The following is a 25,812-nucleotide window of genomic DNA, read 5'->3' as shown; positions in this document are numbered from 1 at the left end:
GTTTGGAGGAACTCATGACAACCATTGCCCCACTCCCGAATTCGACAATGCGCGGCGCGATCGGCGTGCAGCCGCTGGCCTGTTCGATCGGCGCCGAACTTTTCGGCGTCGACCTCGCGCGGGCGGCGCACGACGACGCGCTGTTCGCCGAGCTGCGCGCCCTGCTGCTGGAATACAAGGTGCTGTTCGTTCGTGATCAGGACATCAGCCGCGCCGATCATGTCGCTCTCGCTCAGCGTTTCGGGCCGCTCGAGGACCATCCCGTGGCGGGCAGCGATCCCGACCATCCGGGACTGGTCCGCATCTACAAGGACCTCGACAGCCCGCCCGAGCACTACGAGAACGCCTACCACTGCGACGCCACCTGGCGGGTGAACCCGCCCATGGGCGCGATCCTGCGCTGCGTGGAAACGCCGCCGGTGGGCGGCGACACCATCTGGGTGAACATGGTCGAGGCCTATCGGCGACTGCCCGAGGACGTGCGTGACCGCATTCGAGGGCTGCGCGCGCGCCACAGCATCGAGGCCAGCTTCGGCGCGCGGATGCCGATGGATCAGCGCCACGAACTGGCGCAGCGCTTCCCCGACGCCGAACACCCCGTGGTGCGCACCCATCCCGAGACCGGTGAGCAGATCCTGTTCGTCAACTCCTTCACCACCCACCTGGTGAACTACCACACCTCCGAGCACGTGCGGTTCGGCGCGGACTACGCGCCCGGCGCCGCCGAGCTGCTGCACTACCTGATGCGACAGGCCACCATCCCCGAATACCAGGTGCGGTGGCGGTGGACGAAGAACAGCTTCGCCATCTGGGACAACCGCTCCACGCAGCACTACGCCGTCCAGGACTACTGGCCCGCGGTCCGCAAGATGGAGCGCGCCGGGATCATCGGCGACGCAACCTTCTGAAATCTCTTCACTCCCCACATTATTCGATTCCCGATCGGAGTATTTCCATGCATTTCCACGATGATTCGCTGTTCCCGGAGAACCAGGAGAAACTGGTCATCACCGTGGCCCCCTACGGTCCCGAATGGGAACTCGACGACTTCCGCGAGGACCTGCCGCTGACCATGGACGAGCATGTGCAGGCCGCGGTGGACTGTTACGAGGCCGGGGCCACCGTGCTGCACATTCACGTGCGCGAACTCGACGGCAAGGGCTCCAAGCGGCTCTCGAAGTTCAACGAACTGCTGGGCCGGCTGCGCGAGGCGGTACCGGAGATGATCCTGCAGGTCGGCGGCTCCATCTCGTTCGCGCCGGAAGGTGAAGGCGCGGACGCGAAATGGCTGTCCGACGACGCCCGGCACCTGCTCGCCGAACTGGATCCGGCGCCGGACCAGGTGACCATCGCCATCAACACCAGCCAGATGAACATCGTCGAGCTGATGACCGACGACGACATCGCCGGCACCTCCTTCACCCGCCCCGAGGTGTACGACGCCTACCGGGAAATGGTGGTCCCGGCCGGTCCCGCATGGGTCGAGGAGCATCTGAAGCGGTTGCAGGCCAAGGGTATTCAGCCGCATTTCCAGCTTTCCAGCATTCCGCAGCTGGAGACGGTGGAACGGTTGATCCGCCGCGGCGTCTACACCGGCCCGCTCATGCTGACCTGGGTCGCCATCGGCGGCGGCTTCGACGGACCCAACCCCTACAACATGATGGAGTTCGTCCGCCGCGTCCCCGACGGCGCCGTGCTGACCCTCGAGACACTGATGCGCAGCTGCCTGCCGGTCAACACCATGGCCATCGCCATGGGCCTGCACGCCCGCTGCGGCAACGAGGACACCCTGTGGGGCCGCAAGGGCGAGAAGATGACCTCGGTGCAGCAGGTGCAACAGCTGGTCCGTATCGCCGGGGAACTGGGCCGCGAGGTCGCCACCGGCAAGGAAGCCCGCCAGATCTACAAGCTCGACGAGCGCTACGGCAGCGCCGAGGAGACCCTCGCCAAGCTCGGGTACGCCCCCAACCGCAAGCCCGGCCAGGTCGGATTCACCCAGCACGCCTGACCTTCCCGGCCTCGGGCGGGCACCGCGCCCCGCCCGCCCGAGGCGGGCCGCACTCCGCCGTGCGCGCCGCCCTCGTACGTCCGTCAGCTCTCCGGCCCGCCGCACCCCGTCTCGGCGCGCCGGATTCGTAGGAGCATCAATGGAGTTGCACCCCACCGCGGACCCGGCGCCCGGCCTCGCCGACGCCCCGGTCCCGGCTCACACCCCCGCGCCCGCTGCCCGCAGCCGCTATCCATGGCTGGTGTTCGCGCTGGCCTTCGGGCTGCTGCTGGCCGACTACATGTCCCGGCAGGTCCTTAGCGCGGTCTTTCCGTTCCTGAAAACCGAATGGGCACTATCGGATTCCCGGCTGGCATCACTGACCAGCGTCGTGGCCCTGATGGTCGGGATCCTCACCCTGCCACTGTCGATCCTGGCCGATCGCTGGGGACGCGTGCGCAGCCTGGTCCTGATGGCCGTGCTGTGGAGCGCGGCGACCCTGCTGTGCGCGCTCGCCACCGGGTACGGGCAGATGCTCGGAGCTCGCTTCCTGGTCGGTGTCGGCGAGGCCGCCTACGGCAGCGTCGGCATCGCCGTGGTGCTCAGCGTGTTCACCCCGCGGGTGCACGCCGCCCTCAGCGGCGCGTTCATGGCCGGCGGTTCGTTCGGATCGGTGCTCGGCGTCGGGCTGGGCGGCGTCATCGCCGTGCACCTGGGCTGGCGGTGGTCCTTCGCCGCCATGGCCATCGCGGGCCTGATCCTGGCGGTGGCGTTCCGCGCCCTGGTCACCGAGGCGAAGCTGGCCCAGCACGCAGCTGACCAGGATCACCGGCCCGGGCAGCCCGGCCACGGCTACCGGGCGCCGGTATCGACGCTGTTCACCAATCCGGCGGTGCTGTGCGCCTACGTGGGCAGCGCGCTGCAGATCTTCACCGCGGCGGTCCTGCTGGCGTGGATGCCGAGTTTCATCAACCGCTCCTACGGTCTGGCCCCGGACCGGGCGGGCGCGGTCGCCGCGGTGTTCTCGCTGCTCATCGGCACCGGCATGATCGTCTGCGGCGTGATCACCGACCGTGTCGGCCGCCGCGACCTGACGCGGAAGTGGAGCGCCGCCATGGTGTTCTGCGCCATCTCGCTGCTGTGCCTGGGCGTCGGTTTCGGGATCGGCACCGGGCCGGTGCAATTGGCGCTGATCGGGATCGGCGCCTTCTTCTCCGGCGGCTCATCCGGTCCCACCGCGGCCATGGTCGCCAACCTCACCCATCCTTCGGTGCGGGCCTCGGCGCTGGGCACCCTCACCCTCGCCAACAGCTTGCTCGGGCTGGCGCTGGGCCCCTTCGTCGTCGGCGTCCTGGCCGATCACCTGGGACTGACGGTCGCATTGCGGCTGGCCCCGCTCGCGTACCTGGCCGCCCTCGCCGCTCTGATGCTGGGCAAACGCGCCTATCCGGCGGGGCTGCGCAGACTGGCCGCACTCGAGCCCGCGCCCTCGGTCTGATCTCGAAAGGAACTGCCACCCACCATGAATGACGCCAACGAACCCACCATCGTGATCGTGCCCGGCCTGCGCGACCATGTGCCCGACCACTGGCAGACGCGCCTCGCCGAACGCCTGACGCGGGTGCGCACGGTCCCGCCGCTCGAGCACGACACCCTCTCGCGCGCAGCCCGGGTCGCCGCACTCGACGCCGTGATCGCCGAGATCGACGGCCCGGTGGTGCTGGTCGCCCACAGTGCCGGCGTGATGATCGCCGTGCACTGGGCGCAACAAGCCACCCGACCCGTGCGCGGCGCGCTGCTGGCCGCACCCCCCGATTTCGAAACACCACTGCCACCGGGATATCCGGACACGGGCGAACTCGACGCCGCCGGATGGAATCCGATTCCGTGGCGACGGCTGCCATTCCCCAGCACCGTGGCCGCCTCCACCACCGACCCGCTCGCGTCCTTCCGGCGGGTGGCGGGAATGGCCGAAGCGTGGGGCAGCCGCCTGGTGGATCTCGGGGACGTGGGTCACCTCAACCCCGCCTCCGGCTACGGCTATTGGCCACGCGCGGAAGAACTCCTGCGGGAACTGATCGACGCCACCGCGGTCTCGACGCCGGGTGCGGGGGTCGCGCTGTGAGCAAGATCGTCGCCTCCGCGGCCGCGGCGGTCGCCGACATCGCGTCCGGATCGTGTCTGGCGGTCGGCGGGTTCGGGCTGTGCGGGATTCCTGACGTGCTGATCGAGGCGCTGGCCGCGACCGCGGTCACCGACCTGGAGATCATCTCCAACAACTGTGGCACGGACCGGTACGGGCTGGGAATTCTGCTGGCCGACAGGAAGATCCGCCGCATCACCGCCTCCTATGTGGGCGAGAACGGCGAGTTCGCCCGCCAATACCTGTCCGGCGAGCTCGAGGTCGAGCTGACGCCGCAGGGCACGCTGGCCGAGAAATTGCGGGCCGGCGGCGCCGGAATCCCGGCGTTCTTCACCCCGGCCGGGGTCGGCACCCCGATCTCCGAAGGCGGTCTGCCGTGGCGGTACGCCGTCGACGGATCGGTGGCCGTGGCCTCGCCGCCCAAGGAGGTCAGGGCCTTCGGCGGGCACCGGGATCAGCGGCGCTACGTGCTCGAGGAAGCCCTCACCGCCGACTACGCGCTGATCCACGCGCTCATCGGCGATACCGATGGCAATCTGGTGTTCGACAAGGCCGCCCGCAACTTCAATCCGCTGGCAGCCGCGGCCGGTCGCGTCTGCATCGCCCAGGTCGAAAACCTCGTTCCCGCCGGCGAACTCGACCCGGACCGGATTCACCTGCCCGGGATCTTCGTCGACCGCATCGTGCACACCGGACCGCAAACCAAGCGCATCGAGAAGCGCACCGTCGCCCAGGAGCATTGACATGAGTACTGCCACCACGGTTCTCGGCTGGTCCCGCACCGCCATGGCCGCCCGCGCCGCGCGGGAACTGCGACCCGGCGAATACGTCAACCTCGGCATCGGACTGCCGACCCTGATCCCCAACCACATGCCCGACGGGGTGCACGTCACCCTGCACTCGGAGAACGGCATCCTCGGCACCGGCCCCTACCCGCACGAGACAGCGATCGACGCCGACCTGATCAATGCCGGGAAGGAGACCGTGACCGTCGTCGCGGGGGCGTCCTTCTTCGATTCGGCGACCAGCTTCGGCATGATCCGCGGCGGCCACATCGACACCGCCGTGCTGGGTGGCATGCAGGTCTCGGCCACCGGCGATCTGGCGAACTGGATGGTGCCCGGCCACCTGGTGAAAGGCATGGGCGGCGCAATGGACCTGGTCCACGGCGCCCGCCGGGTCATCGTGCTCATGGAGCACACCGACAAGACCGGCGCATCGAAGATCGTGCCCCGCTGCACTCTTCCGCTCACCGGTGCGGCGGTCGTGCACCGCATCATCACCGATCTGGCCGTCATCGACGTCACCGCCACCGGGCTGGTCCTGCGCGAATGCGCACCCGGCGTGACCGAATCCGATGTCCGCGCGGCCACGGCCGCCCCGCTGACCACCGCGGCCTGACCGCTCCGAGAGGTTCCTGTGCTCAATCTCGCTGTACTCCTGGAGGATTCGGCACGCCGGTATCCCGGCATCGATGCCGTCGTGGGTGACCTCGAGCGGCTGACCTATGCCGAACTCGACGCACGCGCCAACCAGGTCGCCCACCTGCTGACCGCCCGCGGAATCCAGCCGGGCGACAAGGTTGCGCTCTCGTGCCCGAATCTGCCGGAGTTCGTGATCTGCTATTACGGGATCGTCAAAGCGGGCGCGGTGGTGGTGCCGCTCAATATCCTGCTGCGTCCCCGCGAAATCGCCTACCACCTCGACGATTCCGAAGCGGCGCTGTATCTCTGCTTCGAAGGCACGGCCGAACTGCCGATGGGCGAATACGGCTGGGCGGGATTCCAGCAGGCGCCGGACTGCCGGCACATGGTCCTGATCACGGCTGATCCGCGGGCCCGATCGCCGTACCCGGGTGTCGACATCTTCGCGCGGGCCGTCGCGGAACTACCGGGGAGGTTCGGTACCGTCGCCCGCCGCCCCGAGGACACCGCGGTCATCCTCTACACCAGCGGAACCACCGGCCGACCCAAGGGCGCAGAGCTCACCCACGCCAATATGGTGATGAACGCCCTGACCGCGAACCGGCTCTTCGACAATCGGCCCGACCGGCGCGACAGCCATCTGGTCACCCTGCCGCTGTTCCATTCCTTCGGCCAGACCATCCATATGAACGCCGGGCTGTCGGTCGGGTCCACGCTGGTACTCATGCCGCGATTCGACGCGGCCGCGGCACTACGGGTACTGGCCGACGAACGCGTCACCTTCTTCGCCGGTGTGCCGACGATGTACTGGGGGCTGCTGCGGGCGCTGGACGACACCGTCGACGTCGGCCGTATCGCCGCCACCCTGCGCAAGGCCGTCTCCGGCGGCGCGGCGCTGCCGGTCGAGACCACGACGCGCTTCGCGCAGCGATTCGGCGTGCCCATCCTCGAGGGGTACGGGCTGTCCGAGACCTCACCGTTGGCGTTGTTCGCCGATCCGGAGCGCGATTCCCGGCCCGGATCGATCGGAATTCCCGTGTGGGGCATCGAAGTCCGGCTCATCGACCCGGAATGGAACACCGTCGCCGACGCCGGTGAGATCGGCGAGATCGCGGTGCGCGGCCACAATGTCATGAAGGGCTACCACCGCCGGCCCGACGCCACCGCGCAGGTGATGCGGGACGGCTGGCTCCGCACCGGCGACCTCGCCCGCCGCGACGCCGACGGCTACTACTACATCGTCGACCGCGCCAAGGACATGATCGTGCGGGGCGGATTCAACGTCTATCCCCGCGAAATCGAAGAAATCCTGCACACCCATCCCGCCGTCTCACTCGCCGCCGTCATCGGCATCCCCGACGAGCATTACGGCGAGGAGATCAAGGCCTGCGTCATCCCCGAACCCGGGGCCGCGGTCACCGCGGACGAGCTGATCGACTGGTGCCGGGAACAGCTGGCCGCCTATAAGTATCCGCGCGTCGTCGAATTCACCGCCACGCTGCCGATGACCGCCAGCGGCAAGATCCTCAAACGCGAACTCGCCCGAGCCCACAACCGGATCACCGTCTCTCGGTGAGGCCGGAAATCCCGTACCGATGATGAGGAAACAGGAATGAAGATGAGGAACACTGCCGTGACAGCGGCGCTCGCGGCCTCGACGCTGGTCGCCACCGCCGTCACCGCCCACGCGGCACCGACGGACGAGACTCCCTCCACCGCAGTGCATTACGAGGTGACCCGGGCCGGAGACTCCGCCGTCCTGACCGTCGCCGGCGGCACCGTACGGCAGCTCGACCAGCAGCTCGCCGTCCTCGACCGCGACAATCGGTTGATCGCCGCCATCCCCTTGACCTACCGGGTCGATGACACCGCCTACCCGATCACCGCCCGCATCGACGGCGCCACCGCGACGCTGACCCCGTCGAAGGACAACCCCCAGCACGTCACGCCGGTGGCCGCCGCCGACGTCGTGACCGCCGATCGGGCGGCGGCACAGATCGCCGAATCCTTCACTCCCCGTGACGCGCAAGCACTGGGCGCGTTCGCTCAGCGCGCCGCCATCGGCGCGGCGGTCAGTGCCGTGCTCGGCGCCGTCGTCGGCGCGGGCGTGGGCTGCCTGGTCGGCGCGGCCGCCGGAGCCGTCCTGAGCAGCCCCGTGATCGCATTGCTGGTGCCGTTCGTCGGCGCGACCATCGCCGGGTGCGTACTCGGCATGGCCACCCTCGGCGCCGTCGGCTCGATGGGCGGCGTCGTGGTGGCGGGCGGCCCCATCACCCTGTTCTCCGCCATCCAGTACTTCTCGACCATCCTCGCTCCGTGTCCGCCCGAACTGCCCTACTGCAAGGACCCCGCTCAGCCCGCGCCGCCGGCCAAATAGTCCGCGCCACAACTCAGGAGCTCCCCGATGACAATCCGACATGCGACGCTCACCCTCGTCCTCGCCTGTCTCGCCACGGCCACCGCCTGCTCGTCCGGCGACACCTCTTCCCCGCCCGCATCCGTCCCCCCGACGCCCGCCACGCCGGCCTCGATCGGCGTGACGTCGTCGGCGGGTCGAGATATGTTGACAGACAAGGCGGGTAAGTCCCTCTACGTCTTCGCGAAGGACACCCCCGGCACCTCGGCGTGCGTCGGCGAGTGCCTCACCAAATGGCCCGCACTACCGGGACCGGTCATCGCCGGCCCGGGTGTCACCGCGGGCCTGATCACTACCCTCACCCGCCCGGACGGGACCACCCAGGCCGCCTACGCGGGCAAGCCCCTCTATTATTTCGCCGCCGACTCCGCCCCCGGCGACACCCGCGGCCAGGGCCTGATGGGCGCCTGGCACCTGATCGCACCCGACGGCCAACCCGTGCCCTGACCACCCGCACGACGTGACCCGGTGGTCCGAGAACGCCTATACGGGAAGGGGTTCCAGCAAACCGCCCGCCCTCAGGACGCTTCCGCTCGGGTGAACCACAGGTGGGTGACGGCTCCGGTGCTGAGCATGTCGGCGAGGCGGTAGCCGGGGAGGGTGCCGAGGTTGTCGTAGAGGCGCTCGCCGGAGCCCAGGAGGACCGGGACTATCGCCAAGTGCAGGTCGTCGATCAGACCCGCGGCGAGGAAGCGGCGGACCGTGCTGACGCCGCCGCCGAGGCGGACGTCTCGGCCGGCGGCGGACTCGAAGGCCTGCTTCAGGACGGCTTCGGGGGTGTCGGCGACGAAGTGGAAAGTGGTGCCGCCCTTCATCGGGAGGGCGGGGCGGGGGTGGTGGGTCATGACGAAGGTGTCGTGGCGGTAGGGCGGGGTGTCGCCCCACCAGCCGGTCCAGGAGTGATCGGGCCATTCGCCGCGGACGGGGCCGAACATGTTGCGGCCCATGATGGTGGCGCCGATATTGTGGTCGCCGGCGGCGAGGATGTCGTTGTCGGGGCCCGGATCGCCGCCGGGTTCACCCATCATGTCGCGGCCGTAGCGAGTGCGGAAGACCCAGTCGTGGAGGCGTTCACCGCCAATGCCCAGCGGGGCATCGGCGCTCTGGTCGCAGCCGGCGGCGTAGCCGTCGAGGGAGACCGCGAAATTGTGGACGCGAAGTTTCGGCATGGCGCGAGCCTCTCGAGAGTGTGAGGGCGGCGTGTTCCGCCCTCACCTTCTCATCGATCGGCGGACGGCCGGATCGACACGCGGTGGGTCGCTATCCCTGGTTCTCGTCGAGCAGTTCGCGCAAGCGGTGGGCGAAACGCTCGGGTTGTCCGGGGTAGCCGGAGTCGGCGCTGGTGAAACCACCGTGGTGGCTGGGGAAGACGGCCGGGGCCGAACCGAGCAGGGCCGCGGTGGCCTCGGCGGTGCGGGCGGTGAAGGTGCCCGCGGATTCCTCGCCGACCGCGATGACGACGCGGGTGGGCGCGGCCCGCAGCGCGGCGGCGTCGGGGACGTAGCCCGTGATGGCCCAGGACGCGTCGGACAGCAGCGGGTCGTCGCGGGTGCCGTCGTCCTCGGTGGGCATGCCGAACATCGCCGGATCCGCCGGGGGCTGGGCGAAGTAGGCGTCGGTGAATTCGCCCTGCCAGGAGGTGAGGGCGATGAACGCGGCCATGCCCGCGAACGAGCCCTTCGCCTGGTAGGCGTCGCGGACCTGGGCCTGGGCGCGGGCGGCGGCCTCGGCGTCGGGCAGCACGGTGATGATCGGGGGCTCGTGCGCGACGAGCGTGGTCACATCGCCGGGATGGGCGGTGACCAGGGCCAGGGCGGTGACCGCGCCGCCGCTGCTGGCGAACAGATCCACCGGGCCCACCTGCAGGGCGGTGAGCAGGGCGTGGAGGTCCTCGGCCTGGACGGTCGGCGAGTTGTCGGAGCGCCCGTCGGTGCGGACGCTGCGGCCGAGCCCGCGCGGGTCGTAGGTGATCACGGTGCGATCCGGGAAATACGCTGCCAGCGCCGCGAAACCCTCCGCGGTCATGGGCTGGCCGATCATCAGCAGCGGCCGGGGCGCGCTCTCGGCCGGGGCGGGGCCCAGCAGATCGTAGGCGAGGTCGGCGTCGGGCAGGGCCAGAACGTGTTCGGTCATCAGGCGGTCGTTCCTCTCGGGCGAGGGCGGCGGGTCCGCCCTACCTTCTCATCGAACGACGACAGCCTGAATCGACACGCGTGCCCGAATCGGGCCGGAAACGATCAGGACCAGCCGAAGAGAGTGTGGCCGACGGTATTCCAGCCGAGCACCGAGTCCACGGCCAGACCGCAGAACACGACGGCCAGATAGTTGTTGGACTGCAGGAACAGTCGCAGCGGCTTGACCGATTCGCCCTTGCGGACACCGGAGTACAGCTGGTGCGCCATCAACAGGAACCAGGCGCCCGCGACCAGCGCGGTCGCGGCGTAGATCACGCCCGCCGCGGGGACCAGGGCGAAGGTGGCCAGCACGGTCGCCCAGGTGTAGAGGACGATCTGCCGGGTGACGGTCTGCTCGGTGGCCACGACCGGGAGCATCGGGACGCCCGCGGCCTTGTAGTCCTCCTTGTACCGCATGGCCAGCGCCCAGGTGTGCGGCGGCGTCCAGAAGAAGATGACCAGGAACAGCACGATGGCGGGCCAGCCGATAGTGCCGGTGACCGCGGACCAGCCGACCAGGGCGGGCATGCAGCCCGCCGCGCCGCCCCACACCACGTTCTGCGAGGTGCGGCGCTTGAGGCCGAGGGTGTAGACGAAGACGTAGAACAGGATGGTCGCCACGACCAGCGCGCCGGAGAGCAGGTTGGCCTGCCACCACAGCCAGGCGAACGACGCCAAGCCGAGGGTGACGCCGAACACGAAGGCGTTGCGGGTGGGGACGGCCTCGCGGGCCAGCGGACGCTTGGAGGTCCGCTTCATCACCTTGTCGATGTCGGCGTCGGCGACACAGTTGAGGGTGTTGGCGCTCGCCGCGCCCATCCAGCCGCCGAACAGGGTGACCAGGATCAGACGGATGTCGACATTGCCGCGGTCGGCCAGCAGCATGGTGGGAATCGTTGCGACGAGCAGCAATTCGATGACCCGGGGCTTGGTCAGCGCAATGTAGGCGAGCACCCGCCTGGTCGCCGCCGAGATCGGGCCGCTACCCGTCACCCGGTCGGCGAGCACCGCCCCGGAGGAGCCGTGAGCGCCACCCGGCTGTTGCCCAATCCCCACAGTTTCTCCTCGCACGCCGTGCATCATCCGATCGGTCTGGATTCAGTGGTGCGCGATCCAGACCCGGTCCGGTGCGAAATCCGGACACGGTGCGGCGCGGCCACTACTACAGAGCATGGTAGACCCACGGCGACCATGCTCCCGACCAGGTCCACCCCGACGCGCACCGAGACCGGTTCGCGACGCGTACGCCGGGCAGTCACGAACAGGTCCGCGAAACGCCACGAACCGACGACGCGGCGGCAAGTGAATGCGGGTTCCCTTATGACCACGAAACGCCGCCCTTTAGGGTGGTTGTAGATCGGTGCGGCCGCGTCGCACCCGGATCGAACGCAGCGATTCCCGCCGCCGCCCACAACCGCATCGTTGACGAATGGTCAGGAGAACCTCGGTCGTGTCAGTCACAGACGACATCCGCGCGCTCACTCAGCCGAACCACCCCACCGACTGGACCGATCTGGACACCAGAGCCGTCGACACGGCCCGGGTCCTCGCCGCCGACGCGGTCCAGAACACCGGCAACGGCCACCCGGGCACCGCGATGAGCCTCGCTCCGCTGGCCTACACCCTGTTCCAGCGCGTGATGCGCCTGGATCCGGCGGATCCGGCGTGGGTGGGTCGCGACCGTTTCGTTCTGTCGTGCGGCCACTCCAGCCTCACCCTCTACATCCAGCTGTACCTGGCCGGCATGGGTCTCGAGCTGACCGACCTCGAGCACCTGCGCAAGTGGGGTTCGCTGACCCCGGGCCACCCGGAGTACCGCCACACCGACCACGTCGAGATCACCACCGGCCCGCTGGGCCAGGGCCTGGCCTCGGCGGTGGGCATGGCGATGGCGTCGCGGCGTGAGCGCGGCCTGTTCGATCCCGAAGCGGCGCAGGGCGAGAGTGCGTTCGATCACTTCATCTATGTCGTCGCCTCCGACGGTGACATGGAGGAGGGCGTCACCTCCGAGGCGTCCTCGCTGGCGGGCACCCAGCAGCTGGGCAATCTGGTCGTCTTCTACGACGACAACAGGATCTCCATCGAGGACGACACCCGCATCGCGTTCACCGAGGACGTCGCGGCGCGCTACGCGGCCTACGGCTGGCACGTGCAGACCGTCGAGGGCGGCGAGAACGTCACCGCCATCGAGGAAGCCATCGCCGCCGCGCAGGCCGTGACCGACAAGCCGTCGATCATCCTGCTGCGCACCATCATCGGCTTCCCGGCCCCGAACAAGATGAACACCGGTTCCTCGCACGGCGCCGCGCTGGGCGTCGACGAGGTCGCGGCCACCAAGAAGATCCTGGGCTTCGACCCGGAGAAGAGCTTCGACGTGGACGCCGCCGTGATCGCGCACTCGCGCGGCAATGTCGCCGACCGCGGCAAGGCCGCCCGCGCGGCCTGGCAGGAGCAGTTCGAGGCGTGGGCCGCCGCGAACCCGGAGAACAAGGCGCTGTTCGACCGCCTGCAGGAGCGTCGCCTGCCCGAGGGCTGGACCGAGACCCTGCCGGTGCACGAGCCGGGCAAGGCCATGGCGACCCGTAAGGCGTCCGGCGCGGTGCTCGCGGCGCTGGCCCCGGTGCTGCCGGAGCTGTGGGGCGGTTCGGCCGACCTCGCCGAGTCCAACAACACCACCATGCCGGGTGCGGCGTCCTTCGGCCCGGAGTCGATCTCCACGGGCGCGTGGAAGGCCAACCCGTACGGCCGGACCCTGCACTTCGGTGTGCGTGAGCACGCCATGGGCTCGATCCTGAACGGCATCGCCCTGCACGGACCGACCCGTCCGTACGGCGGCACCTTCCTGGTGTTCTCCGACTACATGCGTCCCGCGGTGCGCCTGGGCGCGCTCATGCGCACCCCGGTCACCTACGTGTGGACCCACGACTCCATCGGCCTGGGCGAGGACGGCCCCACCCACCAGCCGATCGAGCACCTGGCCGCGCTGCGCGCCATCCCCGGCCTGAACGTGGTCCGCCCGGGCGACGCCAACGAGACCACCTACGCCTGGCGCACCATCCTGGAACGCGATAGCGCCGAACGGCATTCGCACTTCCTGGTCTCCGAGCCGCCGCACCAGGACGGCCCGTCCGCGCTGGCGCTGACCCGTCAGGACCTGCCGATCCAGGAGGGCACCAGCTACGAGGGCGTCCGCAAGGGCGGCTACATCCTGGCCGAATCCTCCACCGGCACACCGCAGGTAATCCTGATCGCCACCGGTTCGGAACTGCAGCTCGCGGTCGACGCGCGCGCTACGCTCGAGGCACAGGGCATCGGCACCCGCGTGGTGTCCATGCCGTGTGTGGAGTGGTTCGACGCGCAGGAGCAGTCCTACCGCGACGAGGTGCTGCCGCCGTCGGTGCGGGCCCGCGTCACGGTGGAGGCCGGCATCGCGATGCCGTGGCACCGTTTCACCGGCGACGCCGGTGAGAACGTCTCCATCGAGCACTTCGGTGCCTCGGCCGACTTCAAGACGCTGTTCCGCGAGTTCGGCATCACCGCCGATGCCGTGGTCGCCGCTGCCACCCGCTCGCTCGCCAAGGTGAAGGGATAGTTGTCATGACCCAGAACACGAACACCGCGGCCCTGTCGGCCGCCGGGGTTTCGGTGTGGCTGGACGACCTGTCACGCGATCGCATCAAGTCCGGAAATCTGAAGGGCCTGATCGACTCCCGCAATGTCGTCGGTGTCACCACCAACCCGACCATCTTCCAGGGCGCGCTGTCGAAGGGCCACGCCTACGACGAGCAGGTCACCGAGCTCGCCGCGCGCGGCGCGGACGTCGACTCGGCCATCCGCACCATCACCACCGATGACGTGCGCGCGGCCTGCGACGTGTTCGCCGACGTCTTCGCCGCGTCCAAGGGCGTCGACGGCCGCGTCTCCATCGAGGTCGACCCGCGCCTGGCCTTCGACACCGACGGCACGGTGGCCCAGGCCATCGAGCTGTGGAAGATCGTGGACCGGCCCAACCTGTTCATCAAGATCCCGGCGACCGAGGCCGGCCTGCCGGCCATCACCCGGGTCATCTCCGAGGGCATCAGCGTGAACGTGACGCTGATCTTCTCGGTGCGGCGCTACATCGCGGTGATGGGCGCCTACCTCGACGGTCTGCGCAACGCCACCACCTCCGGGCACGACATCGCCAAGGTCCAGTCCGTCGCCTCGTTCTTCGTCTCCCGTGTGGACACCGAGATCGACAAGCGGCTCGAGGCCATCGGCACCCCGGAGGCCCTGGCGCTGCGCGGCAAGGCCGGAATCGCCAACGCGCACTTGGCCTATGCCGCCTACCAGGACATTTTCGACGGCGGCAAGCACACCGACGTGTTCAACAAGCTGTCGTCGCAGGGCGGCAACAAGCAGCGCGCGCTGTGGGCCTCGACCGGTGTGAAGAACCCCGAGTACTCCGACACCATGTACGTGACCGAGCTGGTCGCCCCCGACACGGTGAACACGCTGCCGGAGAAGACCCTCGAGGCCGTCGCCGACCACGGCGTGATCGTGCCGAACGCGGCCGTCGGCAAGGCGGAGCAGGCACAGGCGGTCTTCGACCAGCTGGTCGCGGTGGGCATCGACCTGGACGACGTGTTCGGTGTGCTCGAGACCGAGGGCGTCGACAAGTTCGTCGCCTCCTGGCAGGAACTGCTCGACGCCACCACCGAAAAGCTGCAGGTCGCGGGAGGCAACTGACCGTGGCTCGCGCGGCGACGACGGTCGCGATGCCCAACCCGCTGCGCGATGATCGCGACAGCCGGGTGCCCCGCATCGCCGGACCGTGCAACGTGGTGATATTCGGCGTTACCGGTGACCTGTCGCGGCGCAAAGTGCTGCCGGCCATCTACGATCTGGCGAACCGGGGGCTGCTGCCCCCGGGCTTCTCGCTGATCGGATTCGCGCGCCGGGACTGGACCGACGAGGACTTCGCGAACCTGGTTCACGAGTCCGTGTCGTCCTCGGCGCGCACCCCCTTCCGCGAGGAGGTGTGGCAGCAGCTCAAGGAGGGTCTGCGTTTCGTCCGCGGCACGTTCGAGGACGACGCGGCCTTCCACAAGCTGGCCACCACCCTCAAGGATCTGGACCGGGATCGCGGGACGGGCGGCAATACCGCCTTCTACCTGTCGATCCCACCCAGCGACTTCCCCATCGTGCTGGAACAGCTGTCGAAGAACGGGCTGGCCAAGCCGACCGATTCCCCCGCGGGGCAACCGGAACCGTGGCGGCGAGTGGTGATCGAGAAGCCGTTCGGGCACGACCTGAACAGCGCGCAGGAACTCAACGCGCTGGTCAACACGGTGTTCCCGGAGCGGTCGGTGTTCCGCATCGACCACTATCTGGGCAAGGAGACGGTCCAGAACATTCTGGCGTTGCGCTTCGCCAATCAGCTGTGGGATCCGATCTGGAACGCCAACTATGTGGACCACGTGCAGATCACCATGGCCGAGGACATCGGCCTGGGTGGTCGCGCGGGGTACTACGACGGCATCGGCGCGGCCCGTGACGTCATCCAGAATCACCTGCTGCAACTGCTGGCGCTGACGGCCATGGAAGAGCCGGTGAGCTTCCAGCCCAAGCAGTTGCAGATCGAGAAGATCAAGGTGCTCTCGGCGACGAAACTCGTTGCGCCGCTGGATGAGACGACCGCGCGCGGCCAGTACACGGCGGGCTGGCAGGGCAGTGAGCCGGTGGTGGGCCTGCTGCAGGAGGAGGGCTTCGACCCCAACTCCCGCACCGAGACCTACGCCGCCATCACCCTGTCCGTGGCGACCCGCCGCTGGGCGGGCGTGCCGTTCTACCTGCGCACCGGCAAGCGTCTGGGCCGGCGCGTCACCGAGATCGCGGTGGTGTTCAAGCGCGCCCCGCACCTGCCCTTCGACCAGACCATGACCGAGGAACTCGGACAGAACGCGCTGGTCATCCGGGTGCAGCCGGACGAGGGCATCACCATGCGATTCGGGTCCAAGGTGCCCGGGTCGTCCATGGAGGTGCGCGACGTGAACATGGACTTCAGCTACGGCGAGGCGTTCACCGAGGACTCCCCCGAGGCCTACGAGCGGCTCATCCTGGACGTGCTGCTCGGGGTGCCGTCGCTGTTCCCGGTCAACGAGGAGGTCGAATTGTCCTGGCGCATCCTCGATCCCGCGCTCGAACACTGGGCCGCGACCGGCAAACCCGACCCGTACGAGGCGGGCGGCTGGGGTCCGGAATCCGCCGACGAGATGCTCGCGCGCAGCGGGCGGGAATGGCGGCGGCCGTGACCACACCCACCCAGGAGCCCGCCCGATGATCATCGACATGCCCGACACCGACACCCGCGAGGTGTCGAAACGCCTTGTGCAACTGCGGGAATCCAATGGCGTGGTCACCATGGGCCGGGTGCTCACTCTAGTCGTGTGCACCCTCGACAGCTCCGAGGCCGAGGACGCCATCGACGCGGCCAACGACGCCAGCCGTGAACACCCGTGCCGGGTGATCGTGCTGGCCCGCGGCGACCGCATGGCCCAGACGCGGCTGGACGCGCAGATCCGCGTGGGCGGCGACGCGGGCGCGGCCGAGGTGATCGTGCTGCGGCTGCAGGGCGATCTGGTGCCGCACGAGGCCAGCGTGGTGATCCCGTTCCTGCTGCCCGACACCCCCGTGGTGGCGTGGTGGCCGCGGGGCGCGCCGGAGTTCCCGTCCAAGGATTCGGTGGGCCGCCTGGCGACCCGCCGGATCACCGACGCGACTTTCGCGGCCGACCCGCAGGCCACCATCAAGGGTCGCCGGCACTCCTACGCGACCGGCGACACCGATCTGGCGTGGAGCCGGGTCACCTACTGGCGGGCGCTGCTGGCGGCGGCGCTCGACGAGGCCCCGTTCGAAACCGTTGAGTCGGTGACGATTTCGGGCCTGAAGGAAGAACCGGCGCTGGACATGCTGGCGGGCTGGCTGGCCGCGCGGCTGGACTGCCCGGTGGTGCGGCGCACCGGCGAGCTGAAGGTGGAGATGCACCGGCCCTCGGTGTCGATCGCCATCTCCCGCCCCCAGCACGGCCGCACCGCGACCCTGTCCCGCACCGGCGAGCCCGACCAGCGTTTCGCGCTGGCGCGCCGCGAGACCAAGGACTGCCTGGCCGAGGAACTGCGTCACCTCGACGCCGACGACATCTATGCCGAGGCCCTCACCGGAATCGAAAGGGTGACCTATGAGTAAGCCCGCCGTCACGGAAACATTCACCACCGTCGACGATCTGGTGATGGCGGCGGCCGCCCGCTTCGTCGCGCAGGTGGTCGAGGCGCAGCGGCTGCGCGGCTCCGCCTCGGTGGTCCTGACCGGCGGCGGCACCGGCATCGCGCTGCTGGAACTGGTGCGCAAGGCCCCCGGCGACATCGACTGGGGCAAGCTCGACATCTTCTGGGGCGACGAGCGTTTCGTGCCCACGGGCGACCCGGAGCGCAACGAACTCCAGGCCCGCCACGCGCTGCTCGACCACGTCCCGGTCGACCCGTCCCGGGTGCACCCGACCGAGACCTCGAGCGGCGACTATCCGGACCCGCTGGAGGCCGCGGGCGAGTACTCGGCCACCGTGCACGCGCACCTGGCCGAGCACGGCGCGTTCGACCTGCACCTGCTCGGCATGGGCGGAGAAGGGCACATCAACTCGCTGTTCCCGCATACCGACGCCACCCGCGAGGAACACGAGCTGGTTGTCGCGGAGACCAATTCGCCCAAGCCGCCGGCCGTACGAATCACGCTGACGCTGCCCGCGATCCGCAAGTCACGCCACGTCATGCTGATCGTGTCCGGTGAGGCGAAGGCGGCCGCGGTGGCCGCCGCCCTCAACGGGGCGTCGCCGCTCGATATCCCGGCGGCGGGTGCTATCGGCACCGAGTCCACCACCTGGCTGCTGGACGAGAGCGCCGCGGCGGACCTGCCGCGCTAGTTCCACCGACGGCGGGCCCGGATCGATCGATCCGGGCCCGCCGTTCGTCGTTTCCGCCGACATCCTGGCCTCCCCGTCCGACGCGCGGCGTCCTCGCATGCCCTGATCGGCTCGACCGCTGTAAACGGGTAGCCGACTACTCGCGATTAGCTGGTAGGACGCTTCTATCGTCGAATCCGCGCCGAAAGGTTCGGTGCATGGAGGGGAAGGCCATGATCGACATCATCACCCTGCGCGGCACCGGCGAGCAGCGCAACTCGGACGGGGCACCGGCGGGCATGCTGCACGATGTCGCCAAGCTGCTGGACCCGAGCAAGTTCAGCACGTTCGAACCGGACTGGCCCGCCGAGATCGGCCCGGTGCCCAGCACCTGGGGCTCCTCGCTGAACACCTCGGTGCGGCTCGGGGTCGCGGCGGGGGTCAAGGCCATCCAGGATTCGCCGAATGTGTGCGGCCTGCTGAGCTATTCGCTCGGCGGGATCGTGGCCAGCACGATCCTGCAGGGTGTGCGCGCGGGTGTCTACACCAATGTCGACGGGGCGCCGCTCAAGATCGCGTTCACGGTGAACATCGCCAACCCCATGCGCCGCAAGGGCCAGTCGGTCGGCGACCTGTGCCCGCCGCACACCTATGGCCTGCACGGGCAGCGCGGCTCCTGGCCGGTGGGCCTGGACGTGCGCGAGTACGCCAACCCCGACGACATCATCACCTCTTCCCCCGGCGACTCCCCGCTGCGCGCCATCGACACCGCCATCTCCCCCTTCTCCCTCGTCGAGGGCGCGCGCATCGGCAATCTCACCCCGATGCTGTTCCACGAGCTGCTGAACTTCCTGCTCCAGAATCCGGTCGCCAATCTGGACCGCTACACCACCGCGATGCGCGGCCTGCTCGGCTACCTGACGCCGTGGCCCGACGGCGAGCACGTCCGGTACTCCGGCCACAACATGCCCGGCACGAACGTGCTGTGGACGACCCACGCGGCGGAATACCTCAACGCCCACTACTGAACGCCCGTCCACGCCGTCGCGCGGGCGGCGGGATAGATTGCGGGAGAGTAGTAGCGAGGTGATTCGTGGGTGGTCCGCCGAGTGACGCCGAGGGGGTCGGCGTTCGGCCGGAGGTGTTGGTGAATGTCCTGGGTGGGCTGGCCGCGACGGTGTCGGGGCGGCCGGTCGACCTGGGCGGGTTGCGGCAGCGGAGTCTGCTCGCGGCCCTGATCGCGGCCTATCCGCGGGAAGTGTCCGCGGACCGGCTGCTCGAACAGGTGTGGCACGATGCGGCCGAACCTTCGGTCAGCTCACTGCATTTCGGGATCTCGAAGCTGCGCGACCGGCTCGAACCCGATCGGCGGCGCGGCGCCGAAAGGGTGATCGTGCGATCCGGGACGCGGTACCAGCTTGCCCTGGACGCGGACCGGATCGACGCGCACCGCTTCGCCGGACGGCTCGCCGCCGCCGAATCGGCCTGCGCGGCCGGGGATTCCGCGGCCGGGCTGAGCGCCTACGAAACGGCGCTGAGCGAGTGGAAGGGCGCGCCCTACGCCGATATCGCCGACGCCGATTTCGTGCGGCCGGAGATCGCGCGGCTGACCGGGCTGGAACTGCGGGCCCGGAAAGCCTTGGTGGAGTTGCGACTCGGCACCGGCCGGATCGAGGCCGCACTCGCCGACGCCGAGGCGCTGGTGGCCGCGCATCCGCTCGACGAACGGGTGTGGGAGCTCGCGGCGCTGGCGCGCTACCGGGCCGGGCGGCAGTCCGAGGCGCTGGCGGCATTGCGGGATGTGCGGCGGCTGCTCGACACCGAACTCGGCATCGAGCCGGGAGTCGGGTTGCGCGAACTCGAGACCGCGATCCTGCGCCATGACGAGGATCTGCTGCCCGGGTCGGCGGCCGCGGTCCATGCCGTCACCCCGTTGATCGCGGCGACCTGCCCGATGCCGGTTCCTCGAACCCAATTGATCGGGCGTGCGGACGAACTCGACGAGATCAATCGCGCGGTGCGCGAGAGCCGACTGGTGACCCTGGTCGGTACCGGCGGGGTCGGCAAGACCCGGCTGGCGGTGGAGACCTGCCGCCGCCTGCCCAGGAACCCGGCCACCGGGGATCAGCTGTGGTGGGTCGATCTGGCTCCCGTCGAATCCGATGAACTGGTCGCCGCCACCGTGGCCGCGGCCATGCAGGTGCGGGGCGCGAGCACGCCCGCGCGGCTCGCCGACATTGTCGCGACGCAGGAATGCACGGTGCTGCTGGACAATTGCGAACACGTCCTCGATGGGGTCGCCGAGGTGGTGAATGTCCTGCTGACCCGCTGCCCGCGGGTCCGCATCATCGCCACCAGCCGTGAACCGCTCGCCCTCGACGGCGAGCGCGTCATCGACGTTCCGACGCTGGACGAGTCCGAGGCCGTGCTGTTGTTCGCCGCGCGGGCCGCGGGCATGGTCGAGGGGTGGAGCCTCGAAGACCGTGTGCGCGAACCGGTTCGGCGTATCTGCGCCGACCTCGACGGCATCCCGCTCGCCGTGGAGTTGGCCGCGGCCCAGCTGCGGGTGCTGTCCGAGCAGCAGATCGCCGACGGTCTGGCCGACCGGTTCACCCTGCTCGAGGGAGGTTCGCGCACCGCGCCCGTGCGGCAGCGCCGCCTGGCCGACACCATCGACTGGAGTTACCGGCTGCTCGATCCCGCCGAAGCGCGGCTGTTGCGCGATATCTCGGTCTTCGCCGGAAGTTTCGACATCGACGCGGCCGCCGCCGTCCACGGGGCGAGCTCGTCGATGGCCGTCCTGGCCCCGCTGACCGGTCTGGTTCGGCGATCCCTGCTGCGGGTCCAGCCCGCCTCGTCACCGCGCCGGTACCGGCTGCTGCAGACGATTCGCGAATTCGCGCTCACCCGTTGCGAAGCCGAGGAGCTGGAGCGGGCCCGGGCGGCACACCGGCGGTGCGTGCTCGAGCGGGCGCAGGCCGCGGCCGCGCATCTGCGCGACGCCAGATCGGCGCAGTCGATGGACACGCTCAACCGCGATGTCGCCGAACACCGCGCCGCCATCGCCTCCGCCTTCGCCGCCGGCGACCCCGCGTACGTGCTGCGGCTGGCGGCGGCGCTGTACTGGTTCTGGTACCGGCGCGGATTCATCGAGGAGGCCATCCCGGCCATCACGACGGCGCTCGCCTCGAGCGAAGCACCCGACCACGGCGTGGACGCCGCGACCCTGTCCCTCGCCCTGGGCGGACTGGGTGGGCTGCATTATCTTTCCGGCGATCCGGTGCGCGGCGTGGCGATGGCGGAGCGCGCCGCCTCCCTCGCGAACGCCGAAGGCGATCGCGACACGGCCACCTGGATGCGCACCTGGACCACCTATCTGCGCGCGGTCGCCGACCCCACCCGCGACACGGCCGCGGACGCCGCCGTGGCCGTCGCCTCGGCCCGCCGCGACGGCCGCCCCTGGCAGCTGGCCGACGCGCTCATGGTGCAGGGCCGAATCCTGCGCTACGCGAATCGGCCCGCCGCGGCGCGCGCCGCCCTGACCGAGGCGATCGCGGTCGCCGAACGCTGCGGCCACCGCCTCACCGTCGCCTCGGCCTCCTGGACCCTGACCCGCTGCGCCCTCGAGTCCGACGACCACGCCGAAGCCCGAACCGCCCTGCGCACCATGCACACCGCGGTCGAGCTCGACGGCGACGTCACCTCGTGGCTGGTGATGGTTCACCTGGCCGCGGCCCTGGCGACGCGCACCGACCGGCCCACCGACGGGGCCCGCCTGCTCGGTGCGGTCCGTGCCCTGGGCGTCCGGATCGGATTCCAGCCGGAGGTGATGGACCCGATCGACGCGGCTCGAGAGGCCGCCGCCGTCGAGAACGCGCTGCCCCCAGCGACATTCGAGGCGAGCTTGACGGCGGGTGCGACGATGTCCCGCGACGAGGTGAATGTGCTGGTCAGCTCTATTCTCGGCGAGCCCGCGAGGCTGCCGGGCAGGGCGCTAAGTTCGCGCTAAGAGGCAGGCACTCTGCTGGACGTCAACGACCCCGTCGAGTGACAGGAGCTTCATGTCCAGCGTCTGCGATCCGCCCGCGCCCACCGGTGCGCGTCCGCTTCCGGCCTATCGGGTCGCCGAGCGAGTGCGGGCGGCGGTCGCAGGCGCGGTGCCGACGCCGGGAGCCGACGCCTACCGGCACCCGGCCGCGGATGCCGCTCCCGCCGTCCTGGTCTCGACCAGATCCGGCGCCCTGTACGCGGGTGGTCTCACCTATCGCGTCGAGGACTCGGGAACCGTGCTGCGGGCCTGGCGGAGCTGGCTGGCGACCGCGCCGGACTGCGTCACCAGTTCCGTCGCGGTGCTGAACCTGCCCGCCGTCCCCGTCCTCCCCGCATCACTGCACGGGGCCACGGTCCTGCACCTGCGCTACGCCCACTCGGGAGATCCGGCCCGGGGCGCCGAGTTGCTCGCGCCGCTGCGGCAGGTGGCCACACCAGTGCTGGACACCACCTGCATCCACCATGACCCGGACCATCCGATGCCCGTCCCGGCCATCGACGCGCTGCTGGCGGCCGCGGCCGGGCAGCCGATCACCTTCGCCGAGATCCGGGCCCTCGGCGGCGCGATCGCCCGGCAATCCCTGTCCCCCGGCATGATCGCCGGACGCCACGCGCTCGGCCATGCCCGGGGACTGATCGGCTATCCGGCACCGGAAGCCGACGGCTAGGCGCGGCACGCTGATACGTTTCACGGTTCTCACAGCGATAGATTGCCGAGTGAGAGCTAGTGAGGTGATTCGTGGGTGATCTACCGGGTGACGGCGAGGAGATCGGTGCGCGGCCGCGGGTGCGTTTACACGTCCTGGGCGGGCTGGCGGCCACGGTCGAGGGACGGCCGGTCGATCTGGGCGGGCTGCGGCAGCGGAGTTTGCTGGCGGCATTGATCGCGGCGTTCCCGCGGGAGGTGTCGGCGGATCGGCTGCTCGAGCAGGTGTGGCACGACGCCGTGGAACCGTCGGTGGGATCACTGCATTTCGGGATCTCGAAGCTGCGCGATCGACTCGAACCCGACCGCCGGCGCGGCGCGGCGGGCGTGATCGTCCGGTCCGCCACCAGCTATCAGTTGGATCTGGCCGCCGACCGAATCGACGCGCATCGCTTCACCGGGCACCTCGCGACGGCCGAAGCAGCCTGCGCCACAGGTGATTCCGCTACAGCACTGCGGGCGTACGAGGCTGCGCTCGACGAGTGGCGCGGCGCACCGTACGCGGATATCGCCGACGCCGACTTCGTGCGGCCGGAGATCGCACGTCTCACCGCGCTCGAGCTCCGGGCGCGAAAAGCGCTGGTGGAGTTGCGGCTCGAGACGGGCCACGCCGAAGCCGCGCTGCTCGACGCGGAGGCCTTGGCGGTCGCGCATCCGCTCGACGAACGTGTCTGGGAGTTGACGGCGCTGGCCCGCTACCGGGCCGGACGCCAATCCGACGCGCTGGCGGCACTGCGGGATATCCGCGACCGGCTCGACACCGAGCTGGGTATCGAACCCGGGCTCCGGCTACGTGAGCTCGAGACCGCCATCCTGCGCCATGACGAGGAGCTGCTGCGCGGATCGGAGGCCCCCGCCCGGGTTGTCGTCACCGTGCCCGAGACCGCGCCGGCCTGTCCCATGCCGGTGCCGCGGACCCAATTGGTCGGCCGCACGGCCGAACTCGACGATATCGGCCGCGCGGTCGGCGCGGCCCGCCTGGTGACCCTGGTCGGCACGGGCGGCGTCGGCAAGACTCGGCTGGCGGTCGAGACCTGCCGGAGGCTGCCCCGGGTCACGGGCTCCGAGGACGAGCCGTGGTGGGTCGATCTGGCCCCGGTCGAATCCGATGACCTGGTCGCCGCCACGATCGCCGAGTCACTGCAGGTCCTCGGCGCGAGCACACCCGACCGCCTCGCCGACATCGTCGCGAACCGGGAAGGCACACTGCTGCTGGACAATTGCGAACACGTCCTCGACGGGGTCGCCCACATGGTGCACACCCTGCTGATCCGATGCCCCGGCCTGCGGGTCCTCGCCACCAGCCGCGAGCCGCTCGCGGTCGACGGCGAGCACGTCGTCGAGGTACCGCCGCTCGATGAGTCCGATGCCGTCGAGCTGTTCGCCGCGCGGGCCGCGGGCGTGGTGGCCGGCTGGTCATTGAACGAGTCGGTGCGCGAACCGGTCCGGCGGATCTGCGCCGACCTGGACGGCATCCCCCTCGCGGTGGAATTGGCCGCCGCGCAACTGCGGGTGCTGTCCGAGCAGCAGATCGCCGACGGTCTGGCCGACCGGTTCACGCTGCTCGCCGGAGGCGCTCGCACCGCACCCGTTCGACAGCGCCGCCTCTCGGACGCCATCGACTGGAGCTACCGGCTGCTCGACCCCACCGAAGCGCGGCTGCTGCGCGACGTCGCGGTCTTCGCGGGGAGCTTCGACATCGACGCCGCCGCAGCCGTACACGGTGTCGCGAACTCGATGACCGTGCTGCAACCGCTGACCGGTCTGGTGCGCCGGTCGCTGCTGCGGGTGCAGCCCGCGTCGTCGCCGCGCCGCTACCGGATGTTGCAGAGCATCCGCGAATTCGCGCTCGCCCGTTGCGAAGCCGACGAGCTGGAGCGGGTGCGCGCGGCGCACCGCCGCTGCGTGCTGGACCGGGCGGAGGCCGCCGCGGTCCATCTGCGGGACGCCCGCTCGGCGGAGCTGATGGACGCGCTCGGCGCCGATGTCGCCGAGCATCGTGCCGCCATCGCATCCGCTGTCGCGGCCGGCGACCCCGGGTACGTGCTGCGGCTGGCCGCGGCCCTGCACTGGTTCTGGTACCGGCGCGGGTTCATCGCGGAGGGCATCGCGGCCATCAGCAGCGCCCTCGACGCGACCGCAGCACCCGGGCACGGGGTCGAACCCGGGACCCTGTCCTTGGCGCTCGGCGGATTGGGCGGGCTGCACTATCTTTCCGGTGATCCGCTCCGGGGCGCGGCGGCCACCACACGGGCCGAGCGGGTGGCGGCCGCCGCGGGCGATCTCGACACTGCCGCCTGGATGCGGTCGTGGACCACCTACATGCGCGCGATCGCCGAGCCCACACCCGAGGCGGCCGTCACCGCCGCGGCCGCTGTCACCGCCACCCGCGCGGACGGCAGACCATGGCAGTTGGCGGAGGCCTTGATGATCGAGGGCATGATCCTGCGGTTCACCGATCGTCCCGAGGAGGCTCGGGCAGCGCTGCGGGAGGCCGTGGCGGTTGCCGAGCGCTGCGGGCACCGTTGGTCGGGGGCTTCCGCGTCGTGGACGCTGGCCCGCTGCGCATTGGACGCCGGTGACATCGCCGACGCGCGGACCGCGTTGCGCACCATGCAGACCGCGCTGGAACTGGACGGGGACGTGACGTCGTGGCTGGTGATGGTGCAGCTGGCCGCGGCGCTCGCGGCGCGCAGCGGCCGTCCCGCGGACGGCGCCCGGATGCTCGGGGCGGTCCGCGCCCTGGGTGGCCGGATCGGATTCCTGCCGGAGGTGATGGATCCGGTCGATGCGGTCCGCGAGGCCACCGAGGTCCGGTCGGCGCTGTCGGAGGCCGAGTTCGAGGCGGGTGTGGCGGCGGGCGCGATATTGACTCGCGCCGACGTGAACGCGCTGGTCAGCACCCTCGCCTCCGAGACCGCCGGTGATGCTGGGCGGCAGCTAAGTTCGCGATAAGCGTCGTGCGGTCTCCTGGAT

At 70.0% G+C, this 25,812-nt stretch carries 21 protein-coding genes; 18 read left to right on the top strand and 3 right to left on the bottom strand.

The genetic code is table 11. From position 1 onward, the window contains the following. Positions 1–14 precede the first annotated feature (14 nt). The 9 genes from ACFRAQ_RS12630 (at position 15) to ACFRAQ_RS12590 (ending at position 8,417) form a co-directional block, all read left to right on the top strand. The gene (locus tag ACFRAQ_RS12630; protein WP_379098126.1) at positions 15–908 is read left to right on the top strand and encodes a TauD/TfdA dioxygenase family protein; all 894 of its coding nucleotides are present in this window, start codon (positions 15–17) and stop codon (positions 906–908) included. A gap of 47 nt (positions 909–955) precedes the next feature. Next, positions 956–2,008: a 3-keto-5-aminohexanoate cleavage protein gene (locus ACFRAQ_RS12625; RefSeq protein WP_379098123.1), complete on the top strand. Its 1,053-nt coding sequence runs from the start codon at positions 956–958 to the stop codon at positions 2,006–2,008. Positions 2,009–2,147: 139 nt separating this feature from the next. Further along, positions 2,148–3,485: an MFS transporter gene (locus tag ACFRAQ_RS12620; RefSeq protein ID WP_379098120.1), complete on the top strand. Its 1,338-nt coding sequence runs from the start codon at positions 2,148–2,150 to the stop codon at positions 3,483–3,485. Positions 3,486–3,509: 24 nt separating this feature from the next. Further along, entirely contained in the window at positions 3,510–4,112 is a 603-nt protein-coding gene (locus tag ACFRAQ_RS12615; protein ID WP_379098117.1) for an RBBP9/YdeN family alpha/beta hydrolase, read from the top strand. Further along, a complete protein-coding gene (locus tag ACFRAQ_RS12610) occupies positions 4,109–4,873 on the top strand; it encodes a CoA transferase subunit A (protein WP_379098114.1) in 765 nt (254 codons plus the stop codon). The genes ACFRAQ_RS12615 and ACFRAQ_RS12610 overlap by 4 nt, the downstream gene beginning before the upstream one ends. Position 4,874: 1 nt before the next feature. Continuing rightward, positions 4,875–5,531, top strand: a complete 657-nt coding sequence (locus tag ACFRAQ_RS12605; protein ID WP_379098111.1) for a 3-oxoacid CoA-transferase subunit B — start codon at positions 4,875–4,877, stop codon at positions 5,529–5,531. An 18-nt stretch (positions 5,532–5,549) separates the two neighbouring features. Then, on the top strand, positions 5,550–7,130 hold the full coding sequence (locus ACFRAQ_RS12600; RefSeq protein WP_379098108.1) for a long-chain fatty acid--CoA ligase: 1,581 nt from the start codon (positions 5,550–5,552) through the stop codon (positions 7,128–7,130). A gap of 42 nt (positions 7,131–7,172) precedes the next feature. Further along, entirely contained in the window at positions 7,173–7,931 is a 759-nt protein-coding gene (locus ACFRAQ_RS12595; RefSeq protein ID WP_379098105.1) for a hypothetical protein, read from the top strand. 27 nt (positions 7,932–7,958) lie between these two features. Continuing rightward, the gene (locus ACFRAQ_RS12590) at positions 7,959–8,417 is read left to right on the top strand and encodes a hypothetical protein (protein WP_379098102.1); all 459 of its coding nucleotides are present in this window, start codon (positions 7,959–7,961) and stop codon (positions 8,415–8,417) included. Positions 8,418–8,488: 71 nt separating this feature from the next. Here the strand turns inward: ACFRAQ_RS12590 and ACFRAQ_RS12585 are convergent, their stop codons facing one another. The 3 genes from ACFRAQ_RS12585 to ACFRAQ_RS12575 all read right to left on the bottom strand — a co-directional run bounded on the left by ACFRAQ_RS12585 (position 8,489) and on the right by ACFRAQ_RS12575 (position 11,224). Further along, positions 8,489–9,139 (bottom strand): dihydrofolate reductase family protein, encoded by a 651-nt coding sequence (locus tag ACFRAQ_RS12585; protein WP_379098099.1) that lies wholly within the window; start codon positions 9,137–9,139, stop codon positions 8,489–8,491. A gap of 91 nt (positions 9,140–9,230) precedes the next feature. Beyond that, the gene (locus ACFRAQ_RS12580; RefSeq protein WP_379098096.1) at positions 9,231–10,103 is read right to left on the bottom strand and encodes an alpha/beta fold hydrolase; all 873 of its coding nucleotides are present in this window, start codon (positions 10,101–10,103) and stop codon (positions 9,231–9,233) included. Positions 10,104–10,207: 104 nt separating this feature from the next. Further along, entirely contained in the window at positions 10,208–11,224 is a 1,017-nt protein-coding gene (locus ACFRAQ_RS12575; RefSeq protein WP_379100238.1) for a heme o synthase, read from the bottom strand. A gap of 370 nt (positions 11,225–11,594) precedes the next feature. On the opposite strand from ACFRAQ_RS12575, the gene tkt reads away from it, so the two are divergent. The 9 genes from tkt to ACFRAQ_RS12530 all read left to right on the top strand — a co-directional run bounded on the left by tkt (position 11,595) and on the right by ACFRAQ_RS12530 (position 25,791). Continuing rightward, positions 11,595–13,736 (top strand): transketolase, encoded by a 2,142-nt coding sequence (tkt, locus tag ACFRAQ_RS12570; RefSeq protein ID WP_379098093.1) that lies wholly within the window; start codon positions 11,595–11,597, stop codon positions 13,734–13,736. Positions 13,737–13,741: 5 nt separating this feature from the next. Beyond that, a complete protein-coding gene (gene tal / locus ACFRAQ_RS12565) occupies positions 13,742–14,872 on the top strand; it encodes a transaldolase (protein WP_379098090.1) in 1,131 nt (376 codons plus the stop codon). A gap of 29 nt (positions 14,873–14,901) precedes the next feature. Further along, positions 14,902–16,437 (top strand): glucose-6-phosphate dehydrogenase, encoded by a 1,536-nt coding sequence (gene zwf, locus ACFRAQ_RS12560; RefSeq protein WP_357084000.1) that lies wholly within the window; start codon positions 14,902–14,904, stop codon positions 16,435–16,437. 25 nt (positions 16,438–16,462) lie between these two features. Continuing rightward, positions 16,463–17,371 carry a glucose-6-phosphate dehydrogenase assembly protein OpcA gene (gene opcA / locus ACFRAQ_RS12555; RefSeq protein ID WP_379098087.1) on the top strand — a complete coding sequence of 303 codons (909 nt, stop codon included), beginning with the start codon at positions 16,463–16,465 and terminating at the stop codon, positions 17,369–17,371. After that, positions 17,364–18,101, top strand: a complete 738-nt coding sequence (pgl, locus tag ACFRAQ_RS12550) for a 6-phosphogluconolactonase (protein WP_379098084.1) — start codon at positions 17,364–17,366, stop codon at positions 18,099–18,101. Before opcA ends, pgl begins: the two co-directional genes overlap by 8 nt. Before the next feature lie 197 nt (positions 18,102–18,298). Beyond that, a complete protein-coding gene (locus tag ACFRAQ_RS12545; protein ID WP_379098081.1) occupies positions 18,299–19,108 on the top strand; it encodes a hypothetical protein in 810 nt (269 codons plus the stop codon). Between the two features lie 119 nt (positions 19,109–19,227). Beyond that, on the top strand, positions 19,228–22,089 hold the full coding sequence (locus ACFRAQ_RS12540) for a BTAD domain-containing putative transcriptional regulator (protein ID WP_379098078.1): 2,862 nt from the start codon (positions 19,228–19,230) through the stop codon (positions 22,087–22,089). A 52-nt stretch (positions 22,090–22,141) separates the two neighbouring features. Then, positions 22,142–22,798 (top strand): hypothetical protein, encoded by a 657-nt coding sequence (locus ACFRAQ_RS12535; protein ID WP_379098075.1) that lies wholly within the window; start codon positions 22,142–22,144, stop codon positions 22,796–22,798. A gap of 71 nt (positions 22,799–22,869) precedes the next feature. Then, entirely contained in the window at positions 22,870–25,791 is a 2,922-nt protein-coding gene (locus tag ACFRAQ_RS12530) for a BTAD domain-containing putative transcriptional regulator (protein ID WP_379098072.1), read from the top strand. Positions 25,792–25,812 lie beyond the last annotated feature (21 nt).

It is taken from the genome of Nocardia sp. NPDC056611 (assembly GCF_042792755.1).
Lineage (GTDB): Bacteria > Actinomycetota > Actinomycetes > Mycobacteriales > Mycobacteriaceae > Nocardia.
The sequence above is the reverse complement of the archived record's forward strand: the minus strand, read 5'-3'. Positions and strand labels throughout refer to the sequence as shown.

Bases quoted from the DNA above. Each gene is read 5' to 3' on its own strand.
- ACFRAQ_RS12630 (WP_379098126.1), top strand. From the start codon at position 15: ATGACAACCATTGCCCCACTCCCGAATTCGACAATGCGCGGCGCGATC.
- ACFRAQ_RS12625 (WP_379098123.1), top strand. From the start codon at position 956: ATGCATTTCCACGATGATTCGCTGTTCCCGGAGAACCAGGAGAAACTG.
- ACFRAQ_RS12620 (WP_379098120.1), top strand. From the start codon at position 2,148: ATGGAGTTGCACCCCACCGCGGACCCGGCGCCCGGCCTCGCCGACGCC.
- ACFRAQ_RS12615 (WP_379098117.1), top strand. From the start codon at position 3,510: ATGAATGACGCCAACGAACCCACCATCGTGATCGTGCCCGGCCTGCGC.
- ACFRAQ_RS12605 (WP_379098111.1), top strand. From the start codon at position 4,875: ATGAGTACTGCCACCACGGTTCTCGGCTGGTCCCGCACCGCCATGGCC.
- ACFRAQ_RS12595 (WP_379098105.1), top strand. From the start codon at position 7,173: ATGAGGAACACTGCCGTGACAGCGGCGCTCGCGGCCTCGACGCTGGTC.
- ACFRAQ_RS12590 (WP_379098102.1), top strand. From the start codon at position 7,959: ATGACAATCCGACATGCGACGCTCACCCTCGTCCTCGCCTGTCTCGCC.
- ACFRAQ_RS12585 (WP_379098099.1), bottom strand. From the start codon at position 9,139: ATGCCGAAACTTCGCGTCCACAATTTCGCGGTCTCCCTCGACGGCTAC.
- ACFRAQ_RS12580 (WP_379098096.1), bottom strand. From the start codon at position 10,103: ATGACCGAACACGTTCTGGCCCTGCCCGACGCCGACCTCGCCTACGAT.
- ACFRAQ_RS12575 (WP_379100238.1), bottom strand. From the start codon at position 11,224: ATGCACGGCGTGCGAGGAGAAACTGTGGGGATTGGGCAACAGCCGGGT.
- tal (WP_379098090.1), top strand. From the start codon at position 13,742: ATGACCCAGAACACGAACACCGCGGCCCTGTCGGCCGCCGGGGTTTCG.
- zwf (WP_357084000.1), top strand. From the start codon at position 14,902: ATGCCCAACCCGCTGCGCGATGATCGCGACAGCCGGGTGCCCCGCATC.
- opcA (WP_379098087.1), top strand. From the start codon at position 16,463: ATGATCATCGACATGCCCGACACCGACACCCGCGAGGTGTCGAAACGC.
- pgl (WP_379098084.1), top strand. From the start codon at position 17,364: ATGAGTAAGCCCGCCGTCACGGAAACATTCACCACCGTCGACGATCTG.
- ACFRAQ_RS12545 (WP_379098081.1), top strand. From the start codon at position 18,299: ATGGAGGGGAAGGCCATGATCGACATCATCACCCTGCGCGGCACCGGC.
- ACFRAQ_RS12535 (WP_379098075.1), top strand. From the start codon at position 22,142: ATGTCCAGCGTCTGCGATCCGCCCGCGCCCACCGGTGCGCGTCCGCTT.